The 17390-nt window shown below is 34.0% G+C and carries 21 protein-coding genes; 10 read left to right on the top strand and 11 right to left on the bottom strand.

Annotation, left to right across the window (positions count from 1 at the left end):
• Window positions 1-12: 12 nt before the first annotated feature.
• Genes LQ189_RS14520 through LQ189_RS14500 form a run of 5 tightly spaced genes read left to right on the top strand, consistent with a single transcriptional unit; the run spans window position 13 to window position 4842 of the window.
• A complete protein-coding gene (locus LQ189_RS14520; protein WP_230158132.1) occupies window positions 13-1044 on the top strand; it encodes a VWA domain-containing protein in 1032 nt (343 codons plus the stop codon).
• Between the two features lie 48 nt (window positions 1045-1092).
• Window positions 1093-1854 (top strand): tetratricopeptide repeat protein, encoded by a 762-nt coding sequence (locus LQ189_RS14515; protein WP_230158130.1) that lies wholly within the window; start codon window positions 1093-1095, stop codon window positions 1852-1854.
• Between the two features lie 20 nt (window positions 1855-1874).
• Window positions 1875-3620 carry a BatD family protein gene (locus tag LQ189_RS14510; RefSeq protein WP_230158128.1) on the top strand — a complete coding sequence of 582 codons (1746 nt, stop codon included), beginning with the start codon at window positions 1875-1877 and terminating at the stop codon, window positions 3618-3620.
• A 51-nt stretch (window positions 3621-3671) separates the two neighbouring features.
• The gene (locus tag LQ189_RS14505; RefSeq protein ID WP_230158126.1) at window positions 3672-4052 is read left to right on the top strand and encodes a GxxExxY protein; all 381 of its coding nucleotides are present in this window, start codon (window positions 3672-3674) and stop codon (window positions 4050-4052) included.
• 46 nt (window positions 4053-4098) lie between these two features.
• Window positions 4099-4842 (top strand): tetratricopeptide repeat protein, encoded by a 744-nt coding sequence (locus LQ189_RS14500; protein WP_230158124.1) that lies wholly within the window; start codon window positions 4099-4101, stop codon window positions 4840-4842.
• A 1-nt stretch (window position 4843) separates the two neighbouring features.
• Here LQ189_RS14500 and LQ189_RS14495 read toward each other — a convergent pair whose 3' ends face one another.
• Window positions 4844-5356: a CvpA family protein gene (locus tag LQ189_RS14495; protein ID WP_230158122.1), complete on the bottom strand. Its 513-nt coding sequence runs from the start codon at window positions 5354-5356 to the stop codon at window positions 4844-4846.
• A gap of 148 nt (window positions 5357-5504) precedes the next feature.
• Between LQ189_RS14495 and LQ189_RS14490 the strand changes: the two genes are divergently transcribed.
• The 3 genes from LQ189_RS14490 (at window position 5505) to LQ189_RS14480 (ending at window position 7493) form a co-directional block, all read left to right on the top strand.
• Window positions 5505-5861 (top strand): hypothetical protein, encoded by a 357-nt coding sequence (locus LQ189_RS14490; RefSeq protein ID WP_230158120.1) that lies wholly within the window; start codon window positions 5505-5507, stop codon window positions 5859-5861.
• 110 nt (window positions 5862-5971) lie between these two features.
• Window positions 5972-6991 carry a phenylalanine--tRNA ligase subunit alpha gene (pheS, locus tag LQ189_RS14485; protein WP_230158118.1) on the top strand — a complete coding sequence of 340 codons (1020 nt, stop codon included), beginning with the start codon at window positions 5972-5974 and terminating at the stop codon, window positions 6989-6991.
• 94 nt (window positions 6992-7085) lie between these two features.
• Window positions 7086-7493: a hypothetical protein gene (locus tag LQ189_RS14480; protein ID WP_230158116.1), complete on the top strand. Its 408-nt coding sequence runs from the start codon at window positions 7086-7088 to the stop codon at window positions 7491-7493.
• Window positions 7494-7733: 240 nt separating this feature from the next.
• Here the strand turns inward: LQ189_RS14480 and LQ189_RS14475 are convergent, their stop codons facing one another.
• The 4 genes from LQ189_RS14475 to LQ189_RS14460 all read right to left on the bottom strand — a co-directional run bounded on the left by LQ189_RS14475 (window position 7734) and on the right by LQ189_RS14460 (window position 11291).
• A complete protein-coding gene (locus LQ189_RS14475) occupies window positions 7734-7937 on the bottom strand; it encodes a hypothetical protein (protein WP_230158114.1) in 204 nt (67 codons plus the stop codon).
• 35 nt (window positions 7938-7972) lie between these two features.
• Window positions 7973-8968 (bottom strand): NAD(P)H-dependent glycerol-3-phosphate dehydrogenase, encoded by a 996-nt coding sequence (locus LQ189_RS14470; RefSeq protein WP_144890235.1) that lies wholly within the window; start codon window positions 8966-8968, stop codon window positions 7973-7975.
• Between the two features lie 295 nt (window positions 8969-9263).
• Window positions 9264-10427 carry an iron-containing alcohol dehydrogenase gene (locus LQ189_RS14465; protein WP_230158106.1) on the bottom strand — a complete coding sequence of 388 codons (1164 nt, stop codon included), beginning with the start codon at window positions 10425-10427 and terminating at the stop codon, window positions 9264-9266.
• 93 nt (window positions 10428-10520) lie between these two features.
• The gene (locus tag LQ189_RS14460; RefSeq protein WP_230158104.1) at window positions 10521-11291 is read right to left on the bottom strand and encodes a type 1 glutamine amidotransferase domain-containing protein; all 771 of its coding nucleotides are present in this window, start codon (window positions 11289-11291) and stop codon (window positions 10521-10523) included.
• Between the two features lie 86 nt (window positions 11292-11377).
• On the opposite strand from LQ189_RS14460, the gene LQ189_RS14455 reads away from it, so the two are divergent.
• Entirely contained in the window at window positions 11378-12271 is an 894-nt protein-coding gene (locus tag LQ189_RS14455) for a LysR family transcriptional regulator (protein ID WP_230158101.1), read from the top strand.
• Between the two features lie 2 nt (window positions 12272-12273).
• Here the strand turns inward: LQ189_RS14455 and nadD are convergent, their stop codons facing one another.
• The 6 genes from nadD to LQ189_RS14425 all read right to left on the bottom strand — a co-directional run bounded on the left by nadD (window position 12274) and on the right by LQ189_RS14425 (window position 16841).
• Window positions 12274-12855 carry a nicotinate (nicotinamide) nucleotide adenylyltransferase gene (gene nadD / locus LQ189_RS14450; protein ID WP_230158099.1) on the bottom strand — a complete coding sequence of 194 codons (582 nt, stop codon included), beginning with the start codon at window positions 12853-12855 and terminating at the stop codon, window positions 12274-12276.
• Window positions 12856-13115: 260 nt separating this feature from the next.
• A complete protein-coding gene (gene gmk, locus LQ189_RS14445) occupies window positions 13116-13688 on the bottom strand; it encodes a guanylate kinase (protein ID WP_230158097.1) in 573 nt (190 codons plus the stop codon).
• A gap of 10 nt (window positions 13689-13698) precedes the next feature.
• Window positions 13699-14574, bottom strand: a complete 876-nt coding sequence (locus tag LQ189_RS14440; protein ID WP_230158095.1) for a hypothetical protein — start codon at window positions 14572-14574, stop codon at window positions 13699-13701.
• 15 nt (window positions 14575-14589) lie between these two features.
• Entirely contained in the window at window positions 14590-15450 is an 861-nt protein-coding gene (locus tag LQ189_RS14435; protein ID WP_230158092.1) for a YicC/YloC family endoribonuclease, read from the bottom strand.
• Between the two features lie 160 nt (window positions 15451-15610).
• On the bottom strand, window positions 15611-16492 hold the full coding sequence (locus LQ189_RS14430) for a DMT family transporter (RefSeq protein WP_230158090.1): 882 nt from the start codon (window positions 16490-16492) through the stop codon (window positions 15611-15613).
• Window positions 16485-16841 carry an arsenate reductase family protein gene (locus LQ189_RS14425; protein WP_230158088.1) on the bottom strand — a complete coding sequence of 119 codons (357 nt, stop codon included), beginning with the start codon at window positions 16839-16841 and terminating at the stop codon, window positions 16485-16487. Before LQ189_RS14425 ends, LQ189_RS14430 begins: the two co-directional genes overlap by 8 nt.
• 76 nt (window positions 16842-16917) lie before the next feature.
• Between LQ189_RS14425 and LQ189_RS14420 the strand changes: the two genes are divergently transcribed.
• Window positions 16918-17373: a DinB family protein gene (locus LQ189_RS14420; RefSeq protein ID WP_230158086.1), complete on the top strand. Its 456-nt coding sequence runs from the start codon at window positions 16918-16920 to the stop codon at window positions 17371-17373.
• The last annotated feature ends 17 nt before the right edge of the window (window positions 17374-17390 follow it).

Genomic DNA, 17390 nt, shown 5'->3' with positions numbered 1-17390 from the left:
AAAAGTAAAAAAATGGAATTAGACGAAAAAAAATATTTATACCTCTTATTGATACTGCCTCTAGTAGTGTTGGTTTTTTTATTCAATTTATATTGGAAAAGAAAAAAACAACGCGAATTTGGTGATTTAGAAATGGTAAAAAAACTGAGTCCAGACAGCTCCATGTTTAAACCTGTTCTAAAAATTGTAATTCTTATTTTGGCTTTACTAGGGCTTATTATTGGTCTTGTAAACCCAAAGATTGGAACTAAAATGGAAACGGTAAAACGCGAAGGAATTGATATTGTTTTTGCTGTGGATGTCTCCAAAAGTATGCTGGCCGAAGATGTAGCGCCAAGCCGATTGGACAAAAGCAAGCAAATTGTTTCGCAAATTATCAACCAGCTTGGTAGTGACCGTATAGGAATTGTTGCCTATGCCGGGAGTGCTTTTCCAGTGTTGCCCATCACTACGGATTATAGTGTGGCTAAAATGTTTTTACAAAGCATGAATACAGATATGGTTTCCTCTGTAGGGACATCATTTAATGAGGCTATCAAGTTATCATCTACTTATTTTGATGATAAGAAAACGAGCAAGCTTTTAATTATGATTTCAGATGGAGAAGATCATAATGAGGGTGCAGAAGCTGCAGCAGAAGAAGCCGCTAAACTCGGAATTAAAATTATCACTATAGGAGTAGGTACCGAAAAAGGAGGAACAATTCCACTAAAACGAAACGGTGTTGTTGAAGGTTTTAAAAAAGACAGCAATAATGAAGTTGTAATTACAAAGTTGGTGCCTGAAAGTTTAACATTGATTGCAAAAACCACAAAAGGAGGGTATGTAAACGGAAATAACACAAAAGAAGTTTTAGAGTATGTCAAAAATGCACTAAACAATATTCAAAAAACCGAATTTGAAGCTACAGAAATGGCCGATTTTCAATCGCAATTTCAATGGTTTTTAGGCTTTGCCTTTTTGATGTTATTTGCAGATGTTTTTCTATTGGAAAGAAAAACAAGTTGGGTTAAGAAATTGGATTTATTTAACGAGAATAAATAATTATTTTCAAAAGGTTTTCAAAACCCTTTGGACATAGAGCTACAATAAATGAAAAGATTTAAAATAATTATAGTTGCTTTTTTAATCGGTGCTTTTTGCGGTACAGCCGGATTGCTTGCGCAACAAAAAGACCGAATTTTGCCCAAAGCAAACCAAGAATATGCGGACAATAAATTTGCGGATGCTGAAGCCAATTATCGAATTTCGGATTCAAAATTCCCTAATAAAGCTGCTGCGCCTTTTAATCTTGGAAACAGTATCTACAAACAAAAACAGTCTAGTGAAGCCAAATTTGCTTTTGCGAAAGCCTTAAAAAACTCGAAAACAAGACCCGAAAAACACCGTGCTTTTCATAACCTAGGAAATGTATTTATGAATGAAAAGGATTATACTCAAGCCGTAGAAGCCTATAAAAATGCGTTGCGTAATGATCCAACGGATGAGGAAACACGTTATAATTATGCCTTGGCTAAAAAAATGCTAAAAGACAATCCGCCGAAGGACGACAAGAAAAAAGACGACAAGAAAGATAAGGATAAGGATAAAAAAGACGACAAGAAAGACGGAGAAAAAGATAAAAAAGACGACAAGGGAAAAGATAAAAAGGACGACAAAGGGGATCAGGATAAGCAAAATAAAGATCCGAAACCAAATGAAAAAGGAGAGCCTAAACCTGCGCCAGGAGGAATCTCTAAAGACCGTTTAGAAAATCTTTTAGACGCTGTAAACAAAGAGGAAAAGAAAATTCAAGACAAGGTTAATGTCCAAAAAGTAAAAGGAAAACCAGTTAAAACAGAAAAAGATTGGTAATTCAATTAGAGATTTTGAAAATGAAAAAATACATTGCAGCGATTGTTTTATTAGTGTGCAGCACGCTGAGTGCTCAGGTTCAATTTGAGGCCAGAGTAAGCAAAACCACGTTAGGCCTAAATGAAAGATTGCGTATTGATTTTATGATGAATGTAGACGGCGATAATTTCGTGCAGCCATCTTTTGATGGTTTCAGAATTATTGCCGGACCTAGTCAGCAAGTGAGTCAGTCATGGGTTAATGGACGAAGCTCTTTTGAAAAAGCATATTCTTATTTTTTGGTTCCCAATCAAAAAGGAACTTTTGTAATCAAGTCGGCGGCTATTGAGTACAACGGGCAAATTTACAAAACAGCACCTATAAAGATAACGGTTACTGCAGCTACAGAGCAGCCTAGAGATCCTAACGATCCTCAAATTTCTGGTGATGAAAACTTATATTTGGTTGCTGATGTTTCTAAGACTAATCCATATCTCAATGAGCCAGTTACGGTTGTATATAAATTGTATTTTGCAAACATTGGCATTACAAATCTTGGGGAAACAAGTAAACCCAAATACAATGATTTTTGGAGTCAAAACATTGAAATAAAACAACTAGTTGCCGAAGAAGGCATTTTTAAAGGTCAAAATTTCAGGTATATTGTTCTTAAGAAAGTAGTATTGTATCCTCAAAAATCGGGTAGACTTAAAATTGAGCCACTGTCCTTATCTGTTGATGTGCAATTGCCTACGAACCGTAGAGATATGTTTGGTAGAATGCTACTCACCGAAACTACAAAAAGAGTTTCGGCTGGAGCCAAAACAATAAACGTAAAACCACTACCTGAAGCAGGCAAACCAGATGATTTTACTGGTGCAGTGGGTAATTTTGATTTTAAAGTTACTCCATCAAAAACTAATTTAAAACATGGTGAAAGCCTAGATTTGGTTGTGAGCGTTACCGGAAAAGGGAATTTAAAACTATTTAGTTTGCCAAAGCCCGTAGTTCCAAATGCTCTGGAAATGTATGATGCCGTTCACAGCGAAGATATTAGCACACCGCTATCTGGAATGGCAGGAAAATCAGTTGATAGTTATGCTATAGTTCCGCAATACAAAGGGAATTATCCGGTAAAACCAATGCAGTTTTCATATTTTGATTTAAGTTCTGGAACCTATAAAACCTTACGTTCGCCGGAAATCATGATACATGTACTTGATGGGCCTACGCCTGTAGATTCTACCGCTACAAAGGGTAATAAAAATAAAATTGCGGCTGTAGAAGAATTTAAAAACATTAAGTCAAAGACTAATTTTGTTCCAATAAATAAGAAAGATTTTTTAGGTTCTAATATGTTTACGGGGTTGTTATTACTTCCTTTTTTATTGATCCCGCTGATTGTGTTGTTCAAAAAGAAGAAAGAAGCTATGGATGGTGATGTTGCTGGAAACAGAGTCCGCATGAATAACAAGCTGGCCAAGAAATATTTATCAGAAGCCAAGAAACAAATCAATAATAAAGAACTGTTTTATGTGGCATTAGAAAAAGCGATGCATAATTTCTTGAAAGCCAAACTAAATATTGAAACCTCAGAAATGAGTAAGGATAATATTCAAGAATTATTGTTGTCTCGTAATGCAAATCCAGAAGCGGTAACCGATTTTATTACACTTACTGAAAATTGTGAAATAGCGCGTTATGCACCTTCATCAAGTGTCACGATTCAACAGGATTTTGACAAAGCGGTAGTTATAATTTCGGATTTAGAAAAACAAATTACTTAACCACTAAGAGCACAAAGAAATCACAGAGTACACAAGTTTTTACAAAAGATAATGACGGAGAACGAAATATCAAAAATTGTATTTGAAAGTGCTTTAAAAGTTCACAAAGCTTTAGGTCCCGGACTGCTTGAAAGTACTTATGAAGAATGCTTATTTTATGAACTTAAAAAAAGTAATTTAAAAGTAGAAAAGCAGAAAGCGCTTCCTTTGATTTATGAAGAGGTAAAGTTAGATGTGGGTTATAGGATTGATTTGTTAATTGAAAATAAGTTTATCGTTGAGGTAAAATCTGTTGAAGCTTTGACGGATGTTCACTTAGCTCAACTGTTAACCTATTTGAGATTGTCAGATTGTAGATTAGGATTACTAATTAATTTTAATGTTAAATTGCTAAAAGAAGGCGTAAGAAGAGTTATAAATGGAGCACTTTAAATAGTGATCTTAGCGAAATCTTTGTGACCTTCGTGTTTAAATTGTTATGAAAAACATACTGTACATATTTTTATTTTCAACCCAATTTTTCTTTGCCCAAAGTGGCTTTGAGAACGGCAACGCTTTATATGGAAAAGGAAAGTATACTGAGGCTGCAGCGGCTTATGAAAGTGTTTTAAAAAACAACCAACACTCATCAGAGTTGTATTTTAATTTGGGTAATGCCTACTATAAGCTTAATCAAGTTGCGCCAGCTATTTACAATTATGAGAAAGCCCTTGTACTAAATCCAGAAAACGTTGAGGCGGCAGGTAACTTAAAATTCGCCCAAAAAAGAACCATTGATGAGTTTAAGGTGATTCCTAAAGTAGGCTTTGCAAAACTCATACAAGACTTCACGGGACAGTTTGACTATGACGTTTGGGGAAAGATTGCCTTAGGTTTTTCATTTTTATTTTTCACGTTCTTTTTGGTGTATTATTTTTCTCGAAAACCAATTTTAAAAAGAGTGTTCTTTACGGCTATGAGTATTGCTTTTGTATTGCTTTTGGTAGTACTTTCGGCAGCTTTTTTTGAGAAAAAGTATTATTATTCTGAACGACCGGCGATCGTTTTTGCCGAAAAAACAGATGTGAAAAAAGAACCGAGAGAAGGCGGAAAACCTTTGTTAGCAATACATGAAGGAGCCAAAGTCTACGTTTTTGAAACTATTGGAAAATGGAAAAAAATCCAACTCACAGATGGAACTTTTGGTTGGATTGAAAGTAGTGCGATTAAGGAAGTGAAGTAGATTATTCTTTATTTTTTTTCTTCAAACTGCTATACCACTCTTGTAAGGAAGGATAGAGGTAAGCAGCAGTTTTTTGAACGGGATTATAAAATATGGATTTGTCAAGCGTTTCTTTCTTGACCAATATATGATTGTAATTTATTTTTTCAAAAATTGAAAATACAATTCCTAAGATCAAAACGGTTTTTAATATTCTAAAAAAACCACCACCTATAGAATTGGCCCATCCCAAGAAAGCAAAACTCGCTATCCCAGTGAGGAATTTACCTAAAAATGTTACTGCTACAACAACGATTAAAAACGTAATCATAAATGCTATTACTTGGATGGTATTGGGATTCCAGTTTACAAATCCCGAAATGATTTCTTTTGAAAAAAATGAAAATTTAATAGCTAAATAGATTCCTAATACTAACGAAACTAAGGAAGCTAGTTCAACAAAAAGACCATTTTTTAAACCTTTAAACCCAGCAAAAGCTAGTAATGCACCTAATATAATATCTAGAAAACTCATAAAAATAAAAATATAGTGATTTAAATAAAGAACAAAGATAAAAGAATTGTTGACTATCAATTGCCAATTTTCAAGTTCTTATCTTTGTGCAAATAATTTTATGAGTTGTACATCAATAATTCATAATCCATCATTCAAACTTTAAACAATGTCCAGAGATATACAACTAAAAGAACGCTGGGAACAGCTGGTTCAACTACTTTCTGATCAATTTTCGCAAGGCGAGGATTTAGATCTAGATGCCATTATTTATTTAATTGGCGTGCAAGAATTAGGCAAAGTACACCAAGAATTTAAAAAAGACGAAAAACTCAATTTGATGCATATTGCCATTTGCCGTTTGTTAGAGCCTTATGGTTACTATGAATTCGAGTTTTTTGACAAAGACGGTTGGCCACATTATAAAGTTAAAGAGCAATTACCAGCGTTAAAGGCAGGAGAACAATCGGTTTTGATGAAAGAAGCCATTGTGAATTATTTCTTAGAACGCGAAGTAATAGAATAGTTAATTCATGTAAGATGATTACTTATAAATGTGCTGCAACAAACTTGAAACTTTAAACTTGAAACTTGGAACAAATTTCATAAATTTGCACTCTCAATTACGGAAGGAAAATGATAGACAAGATAAAAGAATATATCGGCGAAGCTCAAGCTTTTTCAACTCAAAATGCAACTGAATTAGAAGCGTTTCGAATTAAATTTTTAGGAAGCAAAGGTCTTTTGAAAGATTTGTTTGCTGAGTTCAAAAATGTACCAAACGATCAAAAAAAGGAGTTTGGACAAATCATGAATTTGCTAAAAACCACTGCCGAAGAAAAAGTAAAATCCATACAAGAAGCTTTAGAAAGTAAAGATGAAAGTAAAGGGTTTTATGGTGATTTGACTCGCTCTGCTGAACCGGTTATCATCGGTTCTCGTCACCCTATTTCATTGGTTAAAAACCAAATCATAGACATCTTTTCTACCATAGGTTTTAACGTTTCTGAAGGTCCAGAAATTGAAGATGATTGGCATAATTTTACTGCATTGAACTTGCCAGAATACCATCCGGCACGTGATATGCAAGATACATTTTTCATTCAAACTAATCCAGATATTTTGTTGCGTACACACACTTCATCTGTGCAAGTGCGCTACATGGAGAACAACAAGCCGCCTATTCGTACTATTTCGCCAGGGCGCGTTTTTCGTAATGAGGCTGTTTCCTCTCGTTCCCACTGTATTTTTCATCAAGTGGAAGGGTTGTACATTGATAAAGACGTTTCATTTGCTGATTTAAAACAAACCTTGTTGTATTTCACCAAAGAGATGTTTGGGAAATCTAAGATCCGTTTGCGTCCTTCTTATTTTCCATTTACAGAACCAAGTGCCGAAATTGATATTTACTGGGGTTTAAAAACCGAAACAGATTATAGAATTACCAAAGGAACTGGCTGGCTAGAAATAGGTGGTTGTGGTATGGTAGATCCTAATGTATTAAAAAACTGCAACATTAATCCTGATGAACATACCGGATTTGCATTCGGAATGGGTATCGAGCGTATTGCAATGTTGTTGTATCAAATAGGCGATATTCGTATGTTTTACGAAAATGACGTTCGTTTCTTAGAGCAATTTAAATCCTCAATTTAGTCAAAAGTTATAAAGTTATAAAGTCGAAAGAAATACTTGTTTTCGAGTTTCTTCGACTTTAAGACTTTACGACCTTAGACATTAAGACTAACTTATGAAAAAAGACATCATCATTCCCGAAGTAGAAAACGTTTTTTTTGCAGCAGTGCAAGAATGGAGCGACGATTTTATGGAGAAAGTGTGGTACGCATATCTAGTAAACGATAGCGATTACTTGATCGAAAGTGTGATGGTTGTTTCCAAAGCTTTTGGTACAATTGATGGTGAAATGAAAAAAACATCGCTTTTGCGTCACGCCTTTATGGAAGTGCCAGCGGTTTCTGTGGTGAAGGTTGAAATGATCGAAAAAAGTGTTTTAGCGCTTAACAATGAATTCATGCTCACGTTTTTCATGGATGGAAAATTATACGATAAAAAATTTATTTTTAAAGCAAACGCTATAAATGAAACAGTGGTAGAAGAAGTACCTATTTTATTTGTTGACGGTGTTATTGTTAGATAGATTATTAGAACGTTTTTCCCTTATTTTTTTCTCCCAAGCAAAATAGCTTATTATAAAAATCCCAGTAAAAACAAAAAATAGTATTCGAAATAAATTTCTTCTGGATAAAAAGGCATCCTCGATAGACATTTCGAACACGTCAAAAGCAGCCGTGATACTAGAGGCCATAAATCCCCAAATTAACCCGTATTTAAGTTTGAATTTCCATCTTTCGCTCATAAAAATGTTTTTTTAGTTTTGTCATTTAACTTTTGATTTCCAGGTGTAATACCCCAAAACAAATATGCCTACTAAAATATAAGCCACAGCTTTTAAATAAAAAGCAGAAGTGGCAACTTGTGCTGCTAGTGGAGTTTCTTTTAAGTCAAACAGAACATTAAAAACAGTCATTACTATTCCCCATATACTACCCATCGTAATTTGATATTTCCATCTTTCACTCATGAGGTTTATTTTAAATTTTGAATACGGTTGCTAGACTAATCAAGTTTGTCGGTTAGTTTTTTAAATACCGCCTTGGCATCTTGACCTTCATATAAAATGCTATGTACAGCATCTATTATTGGTGTTTTGGCACCATAAGCTTGATTGAGTTTGTAAGCGCTTTTGGCTGCATAATACCCTTCAGAAACCATACTCATTTCCATCATGGCTGACTTTACAGTATATCCTTTACCTATCATATTTCCAAACATTCTATTTCTAGAAAAAACAGAGTATCCGGTCACTAATAAATCACCTAAATAAGCGGAGTCGTTGATGTTGCGTTTCATGCGATGTACTTTTTTGATGAATTTTTTCATCTCGCGAATCCCATTACTCATCAATACAGACTGAAAATTATCGCCATACCCCAAACCGTGTGCTATTCCTGCAGCTATAGCATAAATGTTTTTTAGCATAGCAGCATACTCAGTACCTATAATATCATCTGTAATTTTTGTCTTAATGTAGTTTCCAGACAAATTTTTAGCCACCGTTTTGGCTTTATCAGGGTCGCCGCAAGCAATGGTGAGGTAAGATAGGCGCTCCATAGCTACCTCTTCGGCATGGCAAGGGCCTGTTATGACACCAATATTGTAATACGGAATATCATATTTTACATGAAAATGTTCGCCCACTATGAGGCTTGTTTCTGGAACAATTCCTTTTATGGCTGAAAAAATAATTTTATCTTCTAATGAAACGGTAAGTTTTTCTAATTCTGCACCAAGAAAGGCAGATGGAATAGCAAAGATGATATAATCAGCATAGGCTATTGCCTCGTTGATGTCACTGGTAAGTTTTAGTTTTTTAACGTCAAACTCAACCGAACTCAAATAGTTAGGATTGTGTTTATAGGTTTTAAGATGTTCAATTGCAGCTTCATTACGCATGTACCAAGCTATTTCGTCAAGATTTACACAAAGCATCTTAGCTATTGCTGTAGCCCAACTCCCACCACCAATTACTGCAAATTTTTTATTATCGGTCATTGTTTACTGAATTTAATCAAAAGTACTTAAAAAAGGTCTAATGAAACAAATTTAATTATTGTCAGAGGTATTGTGGATACTAAGTTTTTTGAAAATTTATCTTAAAAAAGTAAAATATAATTATATTTTTTTTAGTTATGGTATACTATTTTTAATTTTAAGACGTTATAGTTAATTAGTAAGCAGTATTTTAACAGTTGTTTGAATTGAGTGAGTTAGTTATATTTTAGAATGTTAAAGGCGTTCCCTATTTTAGAGAACGCCTTTTTTTATGCTATAAAAGTATGAGTGAAGTTTAATAACTCATTTCAACAATGGCTTTTACTTTTTCTAAAGTGATGTTTTGTTTTTCTCCTAATCCTAACCAACCTCTTTCTTTAAAGCGGTCTACTATGAAATCAGCAGTTTTATCGTACTCTTTAGTGTAGTCTGACAATTTAGTGTCCATTCCCATGGTATGAAAAAAGGCTACTGTTTTTTTGATCGCTTCGTTTGCAATTTCATCCTCAGAACCCGTTAAATTGAAAATACGTTTTCCGTATTGTGCTAATTTTCCTTTTTTGGTTTCAAACATGACGCGGTACAAATTTGGACCAACTACTGCTAACGTTCTGGCATGATCAATTCCGTACAAAGCCGTAAGCTCGTGACCAATCATGTGCGTAGCCCAATCAGATGGAACTCCTTTTTGAATTAAACCGTTCAATGCCATGGTACAACTCCACATAAAGTTAGAAGCCAAGGCGTAATCTGATGGATTTTCAACTACTTCAGGACCTACTTGAATTAAGGTTTGTAATATACTTTCGGCAATACGATCTTGTAAAAAACCTTCATGCGGATAAGTTAAATATTGTTCCAAAACGTGAGTGTACGCATCTACAACACCATTTTGCAATTGTCTTTTTGGTAACGATTGAATGACTGTTGGATCACAAATAGAAAATTTTGGGAATAATGCGGAACCACCAAAAGCCAATTTCTCTTGGGTAGCTTGAATAGTAACAACTGAACCAGAATTCATCTCGCTTCCTGTTGCTGGCAATGTAAGGACTGTTCCAAAAGGAATTACTTTAGACAGGTCCTTAATCAACAATCTTTTTTGCAGAATTTCCATTGGATTTCCCTCAAAATGAACAGCTGCTGAAATAAATTTCACCCCATCAATTACAGATCCTCCACCAACGGCAAGAATGAAATCAATGTTTTGTTCCTTAATTACGTCAACCGCTTTCATCAAAGTTTCAAAATGCGGATTGGGTTCGATTCCGCCAAATTCAATGATTTCAAAACCTTTTAGATTGTTGATCACTTGCTCGTGAATACCATTTTTGAAAATACTTCCACCACCGTACGCCAAAAGAATTTTAGCTCCTTGAGGCACTAGCGTGGATAGTTTTTCTATTTGTCCTTTTCCAAAAACTAAATTGGTAGGATTGTATAATTCGAAGTTTAACATGATGTTTTAATTTTTAAAGAGTTACTAAGTTACTAAAATACTAAGTTTTTAAAGCTTAGCAACATAGCTTCTCAGTATCTTAGCGACTTTCTCTTATTTTTTTGAATTTAATTGAGCCAGTAATTTTTCGGCTACTAATTTTGACGAAGCTGGATTTTGACCTGTGATTAGCAAACCATCTTCTACAGCGTAAGGCTGCCAATCTCCTATTTTTGAATAAGTAGCACCGTTAGCTTTCAAGGCATCTTCTAATAAAAATGGAACAACATTTGTCAATCCCACTGCTTCTTCCTCGGTATTAGAAAATCCGGTTACATTTTTACCTTTAACTAAGAATTCTCCGTTTACTTTTACGTTTTTCAACACTGCTGGTGAGTGACATACAAAAGCAACAGGTTTGTTATTGGTATAAAAAGATTCAATCAATGCACTAGAGTTCGCATCAGTTGCTAAATCCCATAATGGACCATGACCTCCTGGATAAAAAACAGCATCATAGTCAGCTTGTTTAACATCAGCTAATTTGTGTGTTTTACCTAGTTTAGCTTGTAGTTCAGTATCTTTATCAAATCTTTTAGTGTCTTCAGTTGCCGAAGATGGATCTGAACTTTTTGGGTCAATTGGTGGCTGTCCTCCTAGTGGTGATGCAATATCAATGATCACTCCTTTATCTGCTAACTCATAATAAGGCGCAGCGAATTCTTCAATCCAAAATCCTGTTTTTTCTCCTGTGTTCCCTAGTTCAGAATGACTAGTTAGAACGAATAATACTTTTTTCATCTTAGTTTTTTTTGTTTTTTGTGCTGTTGCTGATAAACAACCCATTGTTAATACTAGTAATGCAAATAATGCGATTTTTTTCATCTTGTAATTTCTTTGTACAAATTTACGGCGATTATGCTATCAGTAAAAATAATTTAAATTATGTTTGTGATAAATATATTTATATCATGGTCAATCTAGAATGGTACCGAACCTTTAAATCAGTGTACAAAAACGGAAATTTTTCTGCGGCTGCCAAAGAGTTGTTTATCAGTCAGCCCGCTGTGAGTCAGCAAATATCCATGCTAGAAGCGCACGTGGGGTACAAGCTTTTCAATAGAAAGTCAAAAGGTGTAGAACCTACAGAATACGCTAAGTTACTCAATAATTTAATCATTGAAGCATTAGACCGATTGGAAAATGTAGAAAATGGTTTTCGAGCCAAAGCATTCAACGCCAATCGGTTAATTTCAATAGGAATTTCTAAACATTTAATGTCTAGCTTGGGTAGTGCTCTGGTGTCAAAGTTTGAGTATATTGACTTTAGTTTTCATGACAATGACACGTTGTTTGAATTGGTGAACGAAAAAAAACTTGATTTTGCGGTAGTTACTCAACAATATGACACTTTTGATACCATTCAGAAAAAAGTAGGTGAGATCAAACAGGTTATTATAGGATCATCAGAAATTGATGTTACGCCATTAAAAGCTAGTATAAAACTAAAAGATTTTGCGGCTATTGAACATTGGCTAAACGATCAAAAATGGTACAGTCACAATGCTCAAATTCCGCATATCAAATTATTTTGGTTGCATGTCTTTAATAAAAAAAGACCGTCGATGGTTCCTAACTATATCATTCCGTCTGAATATGAAATGATTGAAATCATTTCGAGAAATACAGGAATAGGAGTAGTTTGGGATATTAATGCAAAAAAGTTACTAGCCGAAAACAAAATTCAAATGTTGTGGAATAGTAAACAAATGCCTAGCACAGCTGTTTATGTCTTGTCAGGTAAAAATGATAATTTGAGTACTATTTTTGAGAATATTCAAGTAGAGTTGAAAAAGGTTTTTTGATTTTATTTCTTATAAAAATTATTATGATCAATGTACTCCCAAACTTTTGCGGGCAACAGCGGTTGAATGTTTTTGCCTTTTTTAATGTTGTCACGTATGAAAGTTGCTGAAATCTCTACAACCGGAGCATCAATCAAATGTATTTTTGGATGGTTTTTAAACTCCAAGTTTTCCTCTTCGGATGAGATTCGTGGGTACACATAAATATCATGACGCTCAAGGATTACTTCGTAGTTTTTCCATTTGTGTAGCGACTTCAAATTGTCTTCTCCCATGATTAAAGAGAATTCGTAGTTAGGATATTTTTCCTCTAAGTGCACAAGAGTATTTACCGTATAATTAGGTTGCGGTAGCTTAAATTCAATATCCGATGGTTTGATTTTTGGAAAATCCTCAGTAGCTAGAAACACCATTTGCAAACGGTGATAATCATCAAGTAGTGTGCTTTTTTTCTTCAAAGGATTATGTGGCGTAACCACCATCCAAACCTGATCTAAATCAGAGTGCTCTGCCATGTGATTGGCAATGATAAGATGCCCAACATGAATGGGATTAAACGTTCCGAAATAAAGTCCGATTTTCATATTTATTTTGTTTCGCAAAGGTTCGCAAAAGCTTTTAAAAGTTTCGAGAAGGATTTTTAAAAGCTTTGTGTATCTCTTTTTTTCTTTGTGAATCTTTGTGTAATAATTTTAATCCTTTACAAAATCCTTCACCAATTGATACGCTTCCTCAATTGCAATAGGCAAATTCTTCATATATTAGCTTTTCGCAAACATTCACGAAAAATTTTTAATGCTTTGTGAATCTCTTTTTTTTCTTTGCGAATCTTTGTGTAATAATTTTAATCCTTTACAAAATCCTTCACCAATTGATACGCTTCTTCTAGAGCAACTGGCAAATCGTAGTTCTTGATAATCACATCAAATTGTGGAGCAGTTGCAAGTTCTACAGATGCTTTAGCGATACGCATATTGATTTTGTCATCACTTTCAGTGGATCGTTCCTTTAATCGTCTTTTGAGTTCATCCACGCTTGGTGGTTTTACAAAAACAGCAAGAGTTTCTTCGGGAAATTTATGCTTGATGCGCAATCCGCCGGCTACATCAATATCAAAAATTACATTTTTACCGAGTGCCCAGATACGTTCTACTTCGCTTTTTAAAGTTCCGTAAAAATTGTCTCTGTAGACTTCTTCCCATTCTACGAAATCCTCGTTTTTAATGTGCGTTTTAAAATCTTTTAATGACATAAAATAGTAATCCTTGCCACTTACTTCTTCACCACGAGCTTCTCGTGTAGCAGCTGATATCGAAAACTCTAAATTCAAGTCTTCTTGCTTTAATAAATGCCTAACTATAGTAGTTTTTCCTGATCCTGACGGTGCCGAGAATACGATTAATTTTCCTTTTTTCATTTGTTTTGCACTATTTTATAAGTCTTATGGATTCAATATCAATCGTGATGATTTTACTAATTTCTTTATCATCACTTGAATCTGTGATTTTATATTGGAGTATTTTTTTATTGTTTTGTTGTAAATTTTCTGAATAAATAAATCCTCTACAATTTTCTATTTCTATTTCTTCAAATTGAATTAACTCCTTTTTATTATTAATGACTAAAATTATGTAACCGAAATCGGTTGCTCCGCCGCAGTTTCCTTGAATGTTTGGATTTCCTGCTTGTTCGTATTTTAATAATAACCGTGTTTCTAAAGTAGATAATTTCTTTGAAATAATTTCTAAGTTCTTGTAACCTATGTGATAATTTGAAAGATTAATTACTGAATTATCTATTTTTAAAAACTTAAAATCTTCAAAAACATAGATATCTTGTAATTCATTATTAATAGTTACTTTTAGATTTTTAGTATTATTTGACCAGGTATTATTCTCAGTTGGATTATTTGAAATGAAAAATTTTTCATTATATTTTTTTAAATTTTCAATTTCTTCTAATTTATCCCAAACAATGCCTGAAAAATCAAAATCCAATATTTTCTTTTCGAAAACTTTATCAGTAGTGTTAAACAATGTCATTCCTTTCATTGGATTATAAATGCCAACTAAAGGAATCATTTTCTTAACTTTATTGTAATAGTACCAGCCTTTAACTGAATAAACATATAAATGATCTTCTGAAAAATTTTCTACTTTTAAATAAATTGTAATGTCATACTTATCATCAATTGAACCGTAAAAAATTCTATCATTAGTCCTGAAACTTTCAATTGAAATGTTTTTTTGTTGTGAAAAACAAGTTGATGTTATTAGAAAAAACAGTAAAATAACTCTCTTCATTTCAAAAAATTTAAGCTACAAAACATTCAACACCTGTTCTTTAATTTTCTCCAATTCGTCTTTCATTTGAACGACTAATTTTTGCATTTGTGCGTGATTTGATTTGGACCCCATCGTGTTGATTTCACGTCCCATTTCTTGAGTGATAAAACCTAATTTTCTACCGTTAGCTTCGGTTCCGTTGATAGTTTCTAGGAAGTAATCGAGGTGATTCGTCAAACGTACTTTTTCTTCGGTGATGTCTAGTTTCTCTAAGTAGTAAATCAATTCTTGTTCAAATCGATTTTCATCAACATTCACTTTCAATTCAGCAATAGCAGTTTGCAAACGATCTTTTATGGCTTGCACACGCTCTGGATCAAGCGCCAAAGTTTCTGTCATGTATTGACGAATGTTGCCAATACGCAATTGAAATTCTTTTTCAAGTGACATACCTTCATCTCTTCTAAAATTCAAGATGTTTTGCAACGCCTCTTCAATAACGGTTTGAATTTGAATCCAATCGTTTTCGTCAATTTCTTCGCGTTCTATTTTCATGGCGTCTGGCATTCTAATAGCCATTTTCATCAACTCTGTTTCGTATCCTTCGTTACAAATTTCTTTAAGTTGATCCATATATGCTTTCACAATCGGTACGTTGACTTTGGTAGAAGTTTGTTCGGCAGTACTTTCTATAAAAACAGAAAAATCTACTTTTCCGCGTTCGAGTTTCAGCGCAATTTGGTTGCGCAAACTCAGTTCCATTTCGCGGTACAGCGAAGGCATGCGTACATTTAAATCCAAACCTTTACTGTTCAAGGATTTTACTTCGACTGTTATTTTTTTGGTTGGTAGTTGCAAAGTCGCTTTACCAAAACCGGTCATTGATTGTATCATATCATTTTATAAAAAGAGCTCAAAGATAAGGAAAAACTTTTTCAGTCTCAGTCTCAGTTTTTAGTGTTTGGTCTGCAGTTTTCAGCAATCAAATTCGTAACCAAATCTCATTATTGTAGACTACTTTTCACAACTGCCAACTGCAACTGCTCACTGTAAACTAGTTCTTTTTCATCGTCACCAAATAAACGCCAATAAAAATCAAAACTGCCGAACCAATTTTTACCAAACTCAACTCATCCTTACCCAAACTGATGGCAAAAATGGTTGCAAATAAAGGTTGTAAATAAATAAAAACGGCCACGGTTGTTGGTTTTAATTCTTTCATCGAAAGCAAATTCAATAAATAGGTGAAGAAAGTCGAAAAAATCACCACAAATCCTATTTTCCATCCAATAGCTGCGGGTACTATAGCCCAATCAACGGCTTGAAATTGGCTCCAGCCAAAAGGCAAAACCATTAAAAAACCAAACAAATAAATCCATTTTACAAACGTAAAAGCATTGTATTTATCCATCAATTTTTTGACTACAATAAGATAGAACCCATACGAAATGGCATTGACCAAAACGAGGAAATTCCCCAATCCAGCATTGGTAGCATTACCAATAGATTTGCCGTATAAAATTAAAAAAGCAGTTCCTATAAGTCCTAGGATGATTCCAAAAACTTTTCTCTTTTGCATGCGTTCCTTCATGATAATGGCCGAAAGTGTCAATACAATCATTGGGGTTGATACCATAATTACCGCTGCACTTATGGGCGAAGTCAAGCTTAATCCTTTAAAAAAAGTAAGCATATTAAAGGCCACACCAAAAAAAGCTGCCGCTATAATTCGAGGGAAATCACCAATCTCAATTTTCTCCTTAGGCATAAAAAGCCAAATTAGCCAAAACAAAAGTACCGAGCCACCTACACGCAGCAAAATAAACCCATACGCATCTATATAGAAAGGCATAACATCCTTAGCAATGGTAAAGGTTACACCGTAAATAATAGAGACCAGTGTAGCGCCAATGAGCGCAAGATTTCTTTTAGACATGGGCAAGAGCAAGATTTACTTGATGCATGTTTTGTTGGCTGTTGCCAATGTAGATTTTGTCTTTGATAATAAATACTGGACGACTCAAAAACGTATAATGTTCTAGAATGTATTTTTTGTAATCGTCTTCGGTTAAGGATTTGTTTTTCAAATCCATTGATTTGTAAAGCTGTGCTTTTTTACTAAAAAGTACTTCGTAACTGCCTGCAAGTTCTCGCATTTGTTCTAATTCTTCCAGCGTAATGGGGTCTTGTTTGATATCGTGAAATTTAAAATCATGTTCTTTAGGTAATGATTTTATAATTTTTCTGCACGTGTCGCAGGAGGCGAGATAGTATATTTTGTCCATGGGTAGCATAATTTCTTTGTGCAAAGAAAATTCATTTGACACTGAAAATGATTATTTTTATAGAAAAAATAAAAAAATGCATCAAACATTTGATATTGCCAAAGCAAGTAGAAAAGTGTTGTCACAATTTCTGGAAAACTATACTTTGGAACAACTTAATAAAATAGCTCCGGGATTTAACAACAATTTAATTTGGAATATTGCCCATATTGTGGTTACACAACAAAGGTTAGTTTATAAATTTTCGGGAGTGCCTATGATTATTTCTGACGAATTATTTGAAAAATATAAAGGTGGAACCAAGCCACTTCAAGATGTTACACAAGCTGAGGTTGAGGAAATCAAGTTATTGCTTTTTGAAACTATTAATCAAACCGAAGTAGATTTTAATAATAAATTCTTTAAAGAATACCAGGAATATACTACTTCAATAGGTCTGACTATTAAAAACATTGAAGATGCATTATCTTTTAATAACTATCATGAGGCGCTACACATGGGCATCATTATGAGTATTAGAAAGTTTGTATAAGTCAAAAAATGATTATT

Source organism: Flavobacterium sp. CECT 9288 (assembly GCF_918731615.1).
In the GTDB taxonomy this organism is placed as follows: Bacteria; Bacteroidota; Bacteroidia; order Flavobacteriales; family Flavobacteriaceae; genus Flavobacterium.
Note: the sequence above shows the minus strand (reverse complement) of the source record. Positions and strands in the feature narration are given on the sequence as shown.

Bases quoted from the DNA above. Each gene is read 5' to 3' on its own strand.
- LQ189_RS14480 (WP_230158116.1), top strand. From the start codon at position 7,086: ATGAAAAAAGACATCATCATTCCCGAAGTAGAAAACGTTTTTTTTGCA.
- LQ189_RS14495 (WP_230158122.1), bottom strand. From the start codon at position 5,356: ATGAGTTTTCTAGATATTATATTAGGTGCATTACTAGCTTTTGCTGGG.
- LQ189_RS14455 (WP_230158101.1), top strand. From the start codon at position 11,378: ATGGTCAATCTAGAATGGTACCGAACCTTTAAATCAGTGTACAAAAAC.
- LQ189_RS14500 (WP_230158124.1), top strand. From the start codon at position 4,099: ATGAAAAACATACTGTACATATTTTTATTTTCAACCCAATTTTTCTTT.
- LQ189_RS14520 (WP_230158132.1), top strand. From the start codon at position 13: ATGGAATTAGACGAAAAAAAATATTTATACCTCTTATTGATACTGCCT.
- LQ189_RS14505 (WP_230158126.1), top strand. From the start codon at position 3,672: ATGACGGAGAACGAAATATCAAAAATTGTATTTGAAAGTGCTTTAAAA.
- LQ189_RS14425 (WP_230158088.1), bottom strand. From the start codon at position 16,841: ATGGACAAAATATACTATCTCGCCTCCTGCGACACGTGCAGAAAAATT.
- pheS (WP_230158118.1), top strand. From the start codon at position 5,972: ATGATAGACAAGATAAAAGAATATATCGGCGAAGCTCAAGCTTTTTCA.
- LQ189_RS14465 (WP_230158106.1), bottom strand. From the start codon at position 10,427: ATGTTAAACTTCGAATTATACAATCCTACCAATTTAGTTTTTGGAAAA.
- LQ189_RS14470 (WP_144890235.1), bottom strand. From the start codon at position 8,968: ATGACCGATAATAAAAAATTTGCAGTAATTGGTGGTGGGAGTTGGGCT.
- nadD (WP_230158099.1), bottom strand. From the start codon at position 12,855: ATGAAAATCGGACTTTATTTCGGAACGTTTAATCCCATTCATGTTGGG.
- LQ189_RS14515 (WP_230158130.1), top strand. From the start codon at position 1,093: ATGAAAAGATTTAAAATAATTATAGTTGCTTTTTTAATCGGTGCTTTT.
- LQ189_RS14475 (WP_230158114.1), bottom strand. From the start codon at position 7,937: ATGAGTGAAAGATGGAAATATCAAATTACGATGGGTAGTATATGGGGA.
- LQ189_RS14510 (WP_230158128.1), top strand. From the start codon at position 1,875: ATGAAAAAATACATTGCAGCGATTGTTTTATTAGTGTGCAGCACGCTG.
- LQ189_RS14440 (WP_230158095.1), bottom strand. From the start codon at position 14,574: ATGAAGAGAGTTATTTTACTGTTTTTTCTAATAACATCAACTTGTTTT.
- gmk (WP_230158097.1), bottom strand. From the start codon at position 13,688: ATGAAAAAAGGAAAATTAATCGTATTCTCGGCACCGTCAGGATCAGGA.
- LQ189_RS14490 (WP_230158120.1), top strand. From the start codon at position 5,505: ATGTCCAGAGATATACAACTAAAAGAACGCTGGGAACAGCTGGTTCAA.
- LQ189_RS14420 (WP_230158086.1), top strand. From the start codon at position 16,918: ATGCATCAAACATTTGATATTGCCAAAGCAAGTAGAAAAGTGTTGTCA.
- LQ189_RS14430 (WP_230158090.1), bottom strand. From the start codon at position 16,492: ATGTCTAAAAGAAATCTTGCGCTCATTGGCGCTACACTGGTCTCTATT.
- LQ189_RS14435 (WP_230158092.1), bottom strand. From the start codon at position 15,450: ATGATACAATCAATGACCGGTTTTGGTAAAGCGACTTTGCAACTACCA.
- LQ189_RS14460 (WP_230158104.1), bottom strand. From the start codon at position 11,291: ATGAAAAAAATCGCATTATTTGCATTACTAGTATTAACAATGGGTTGT.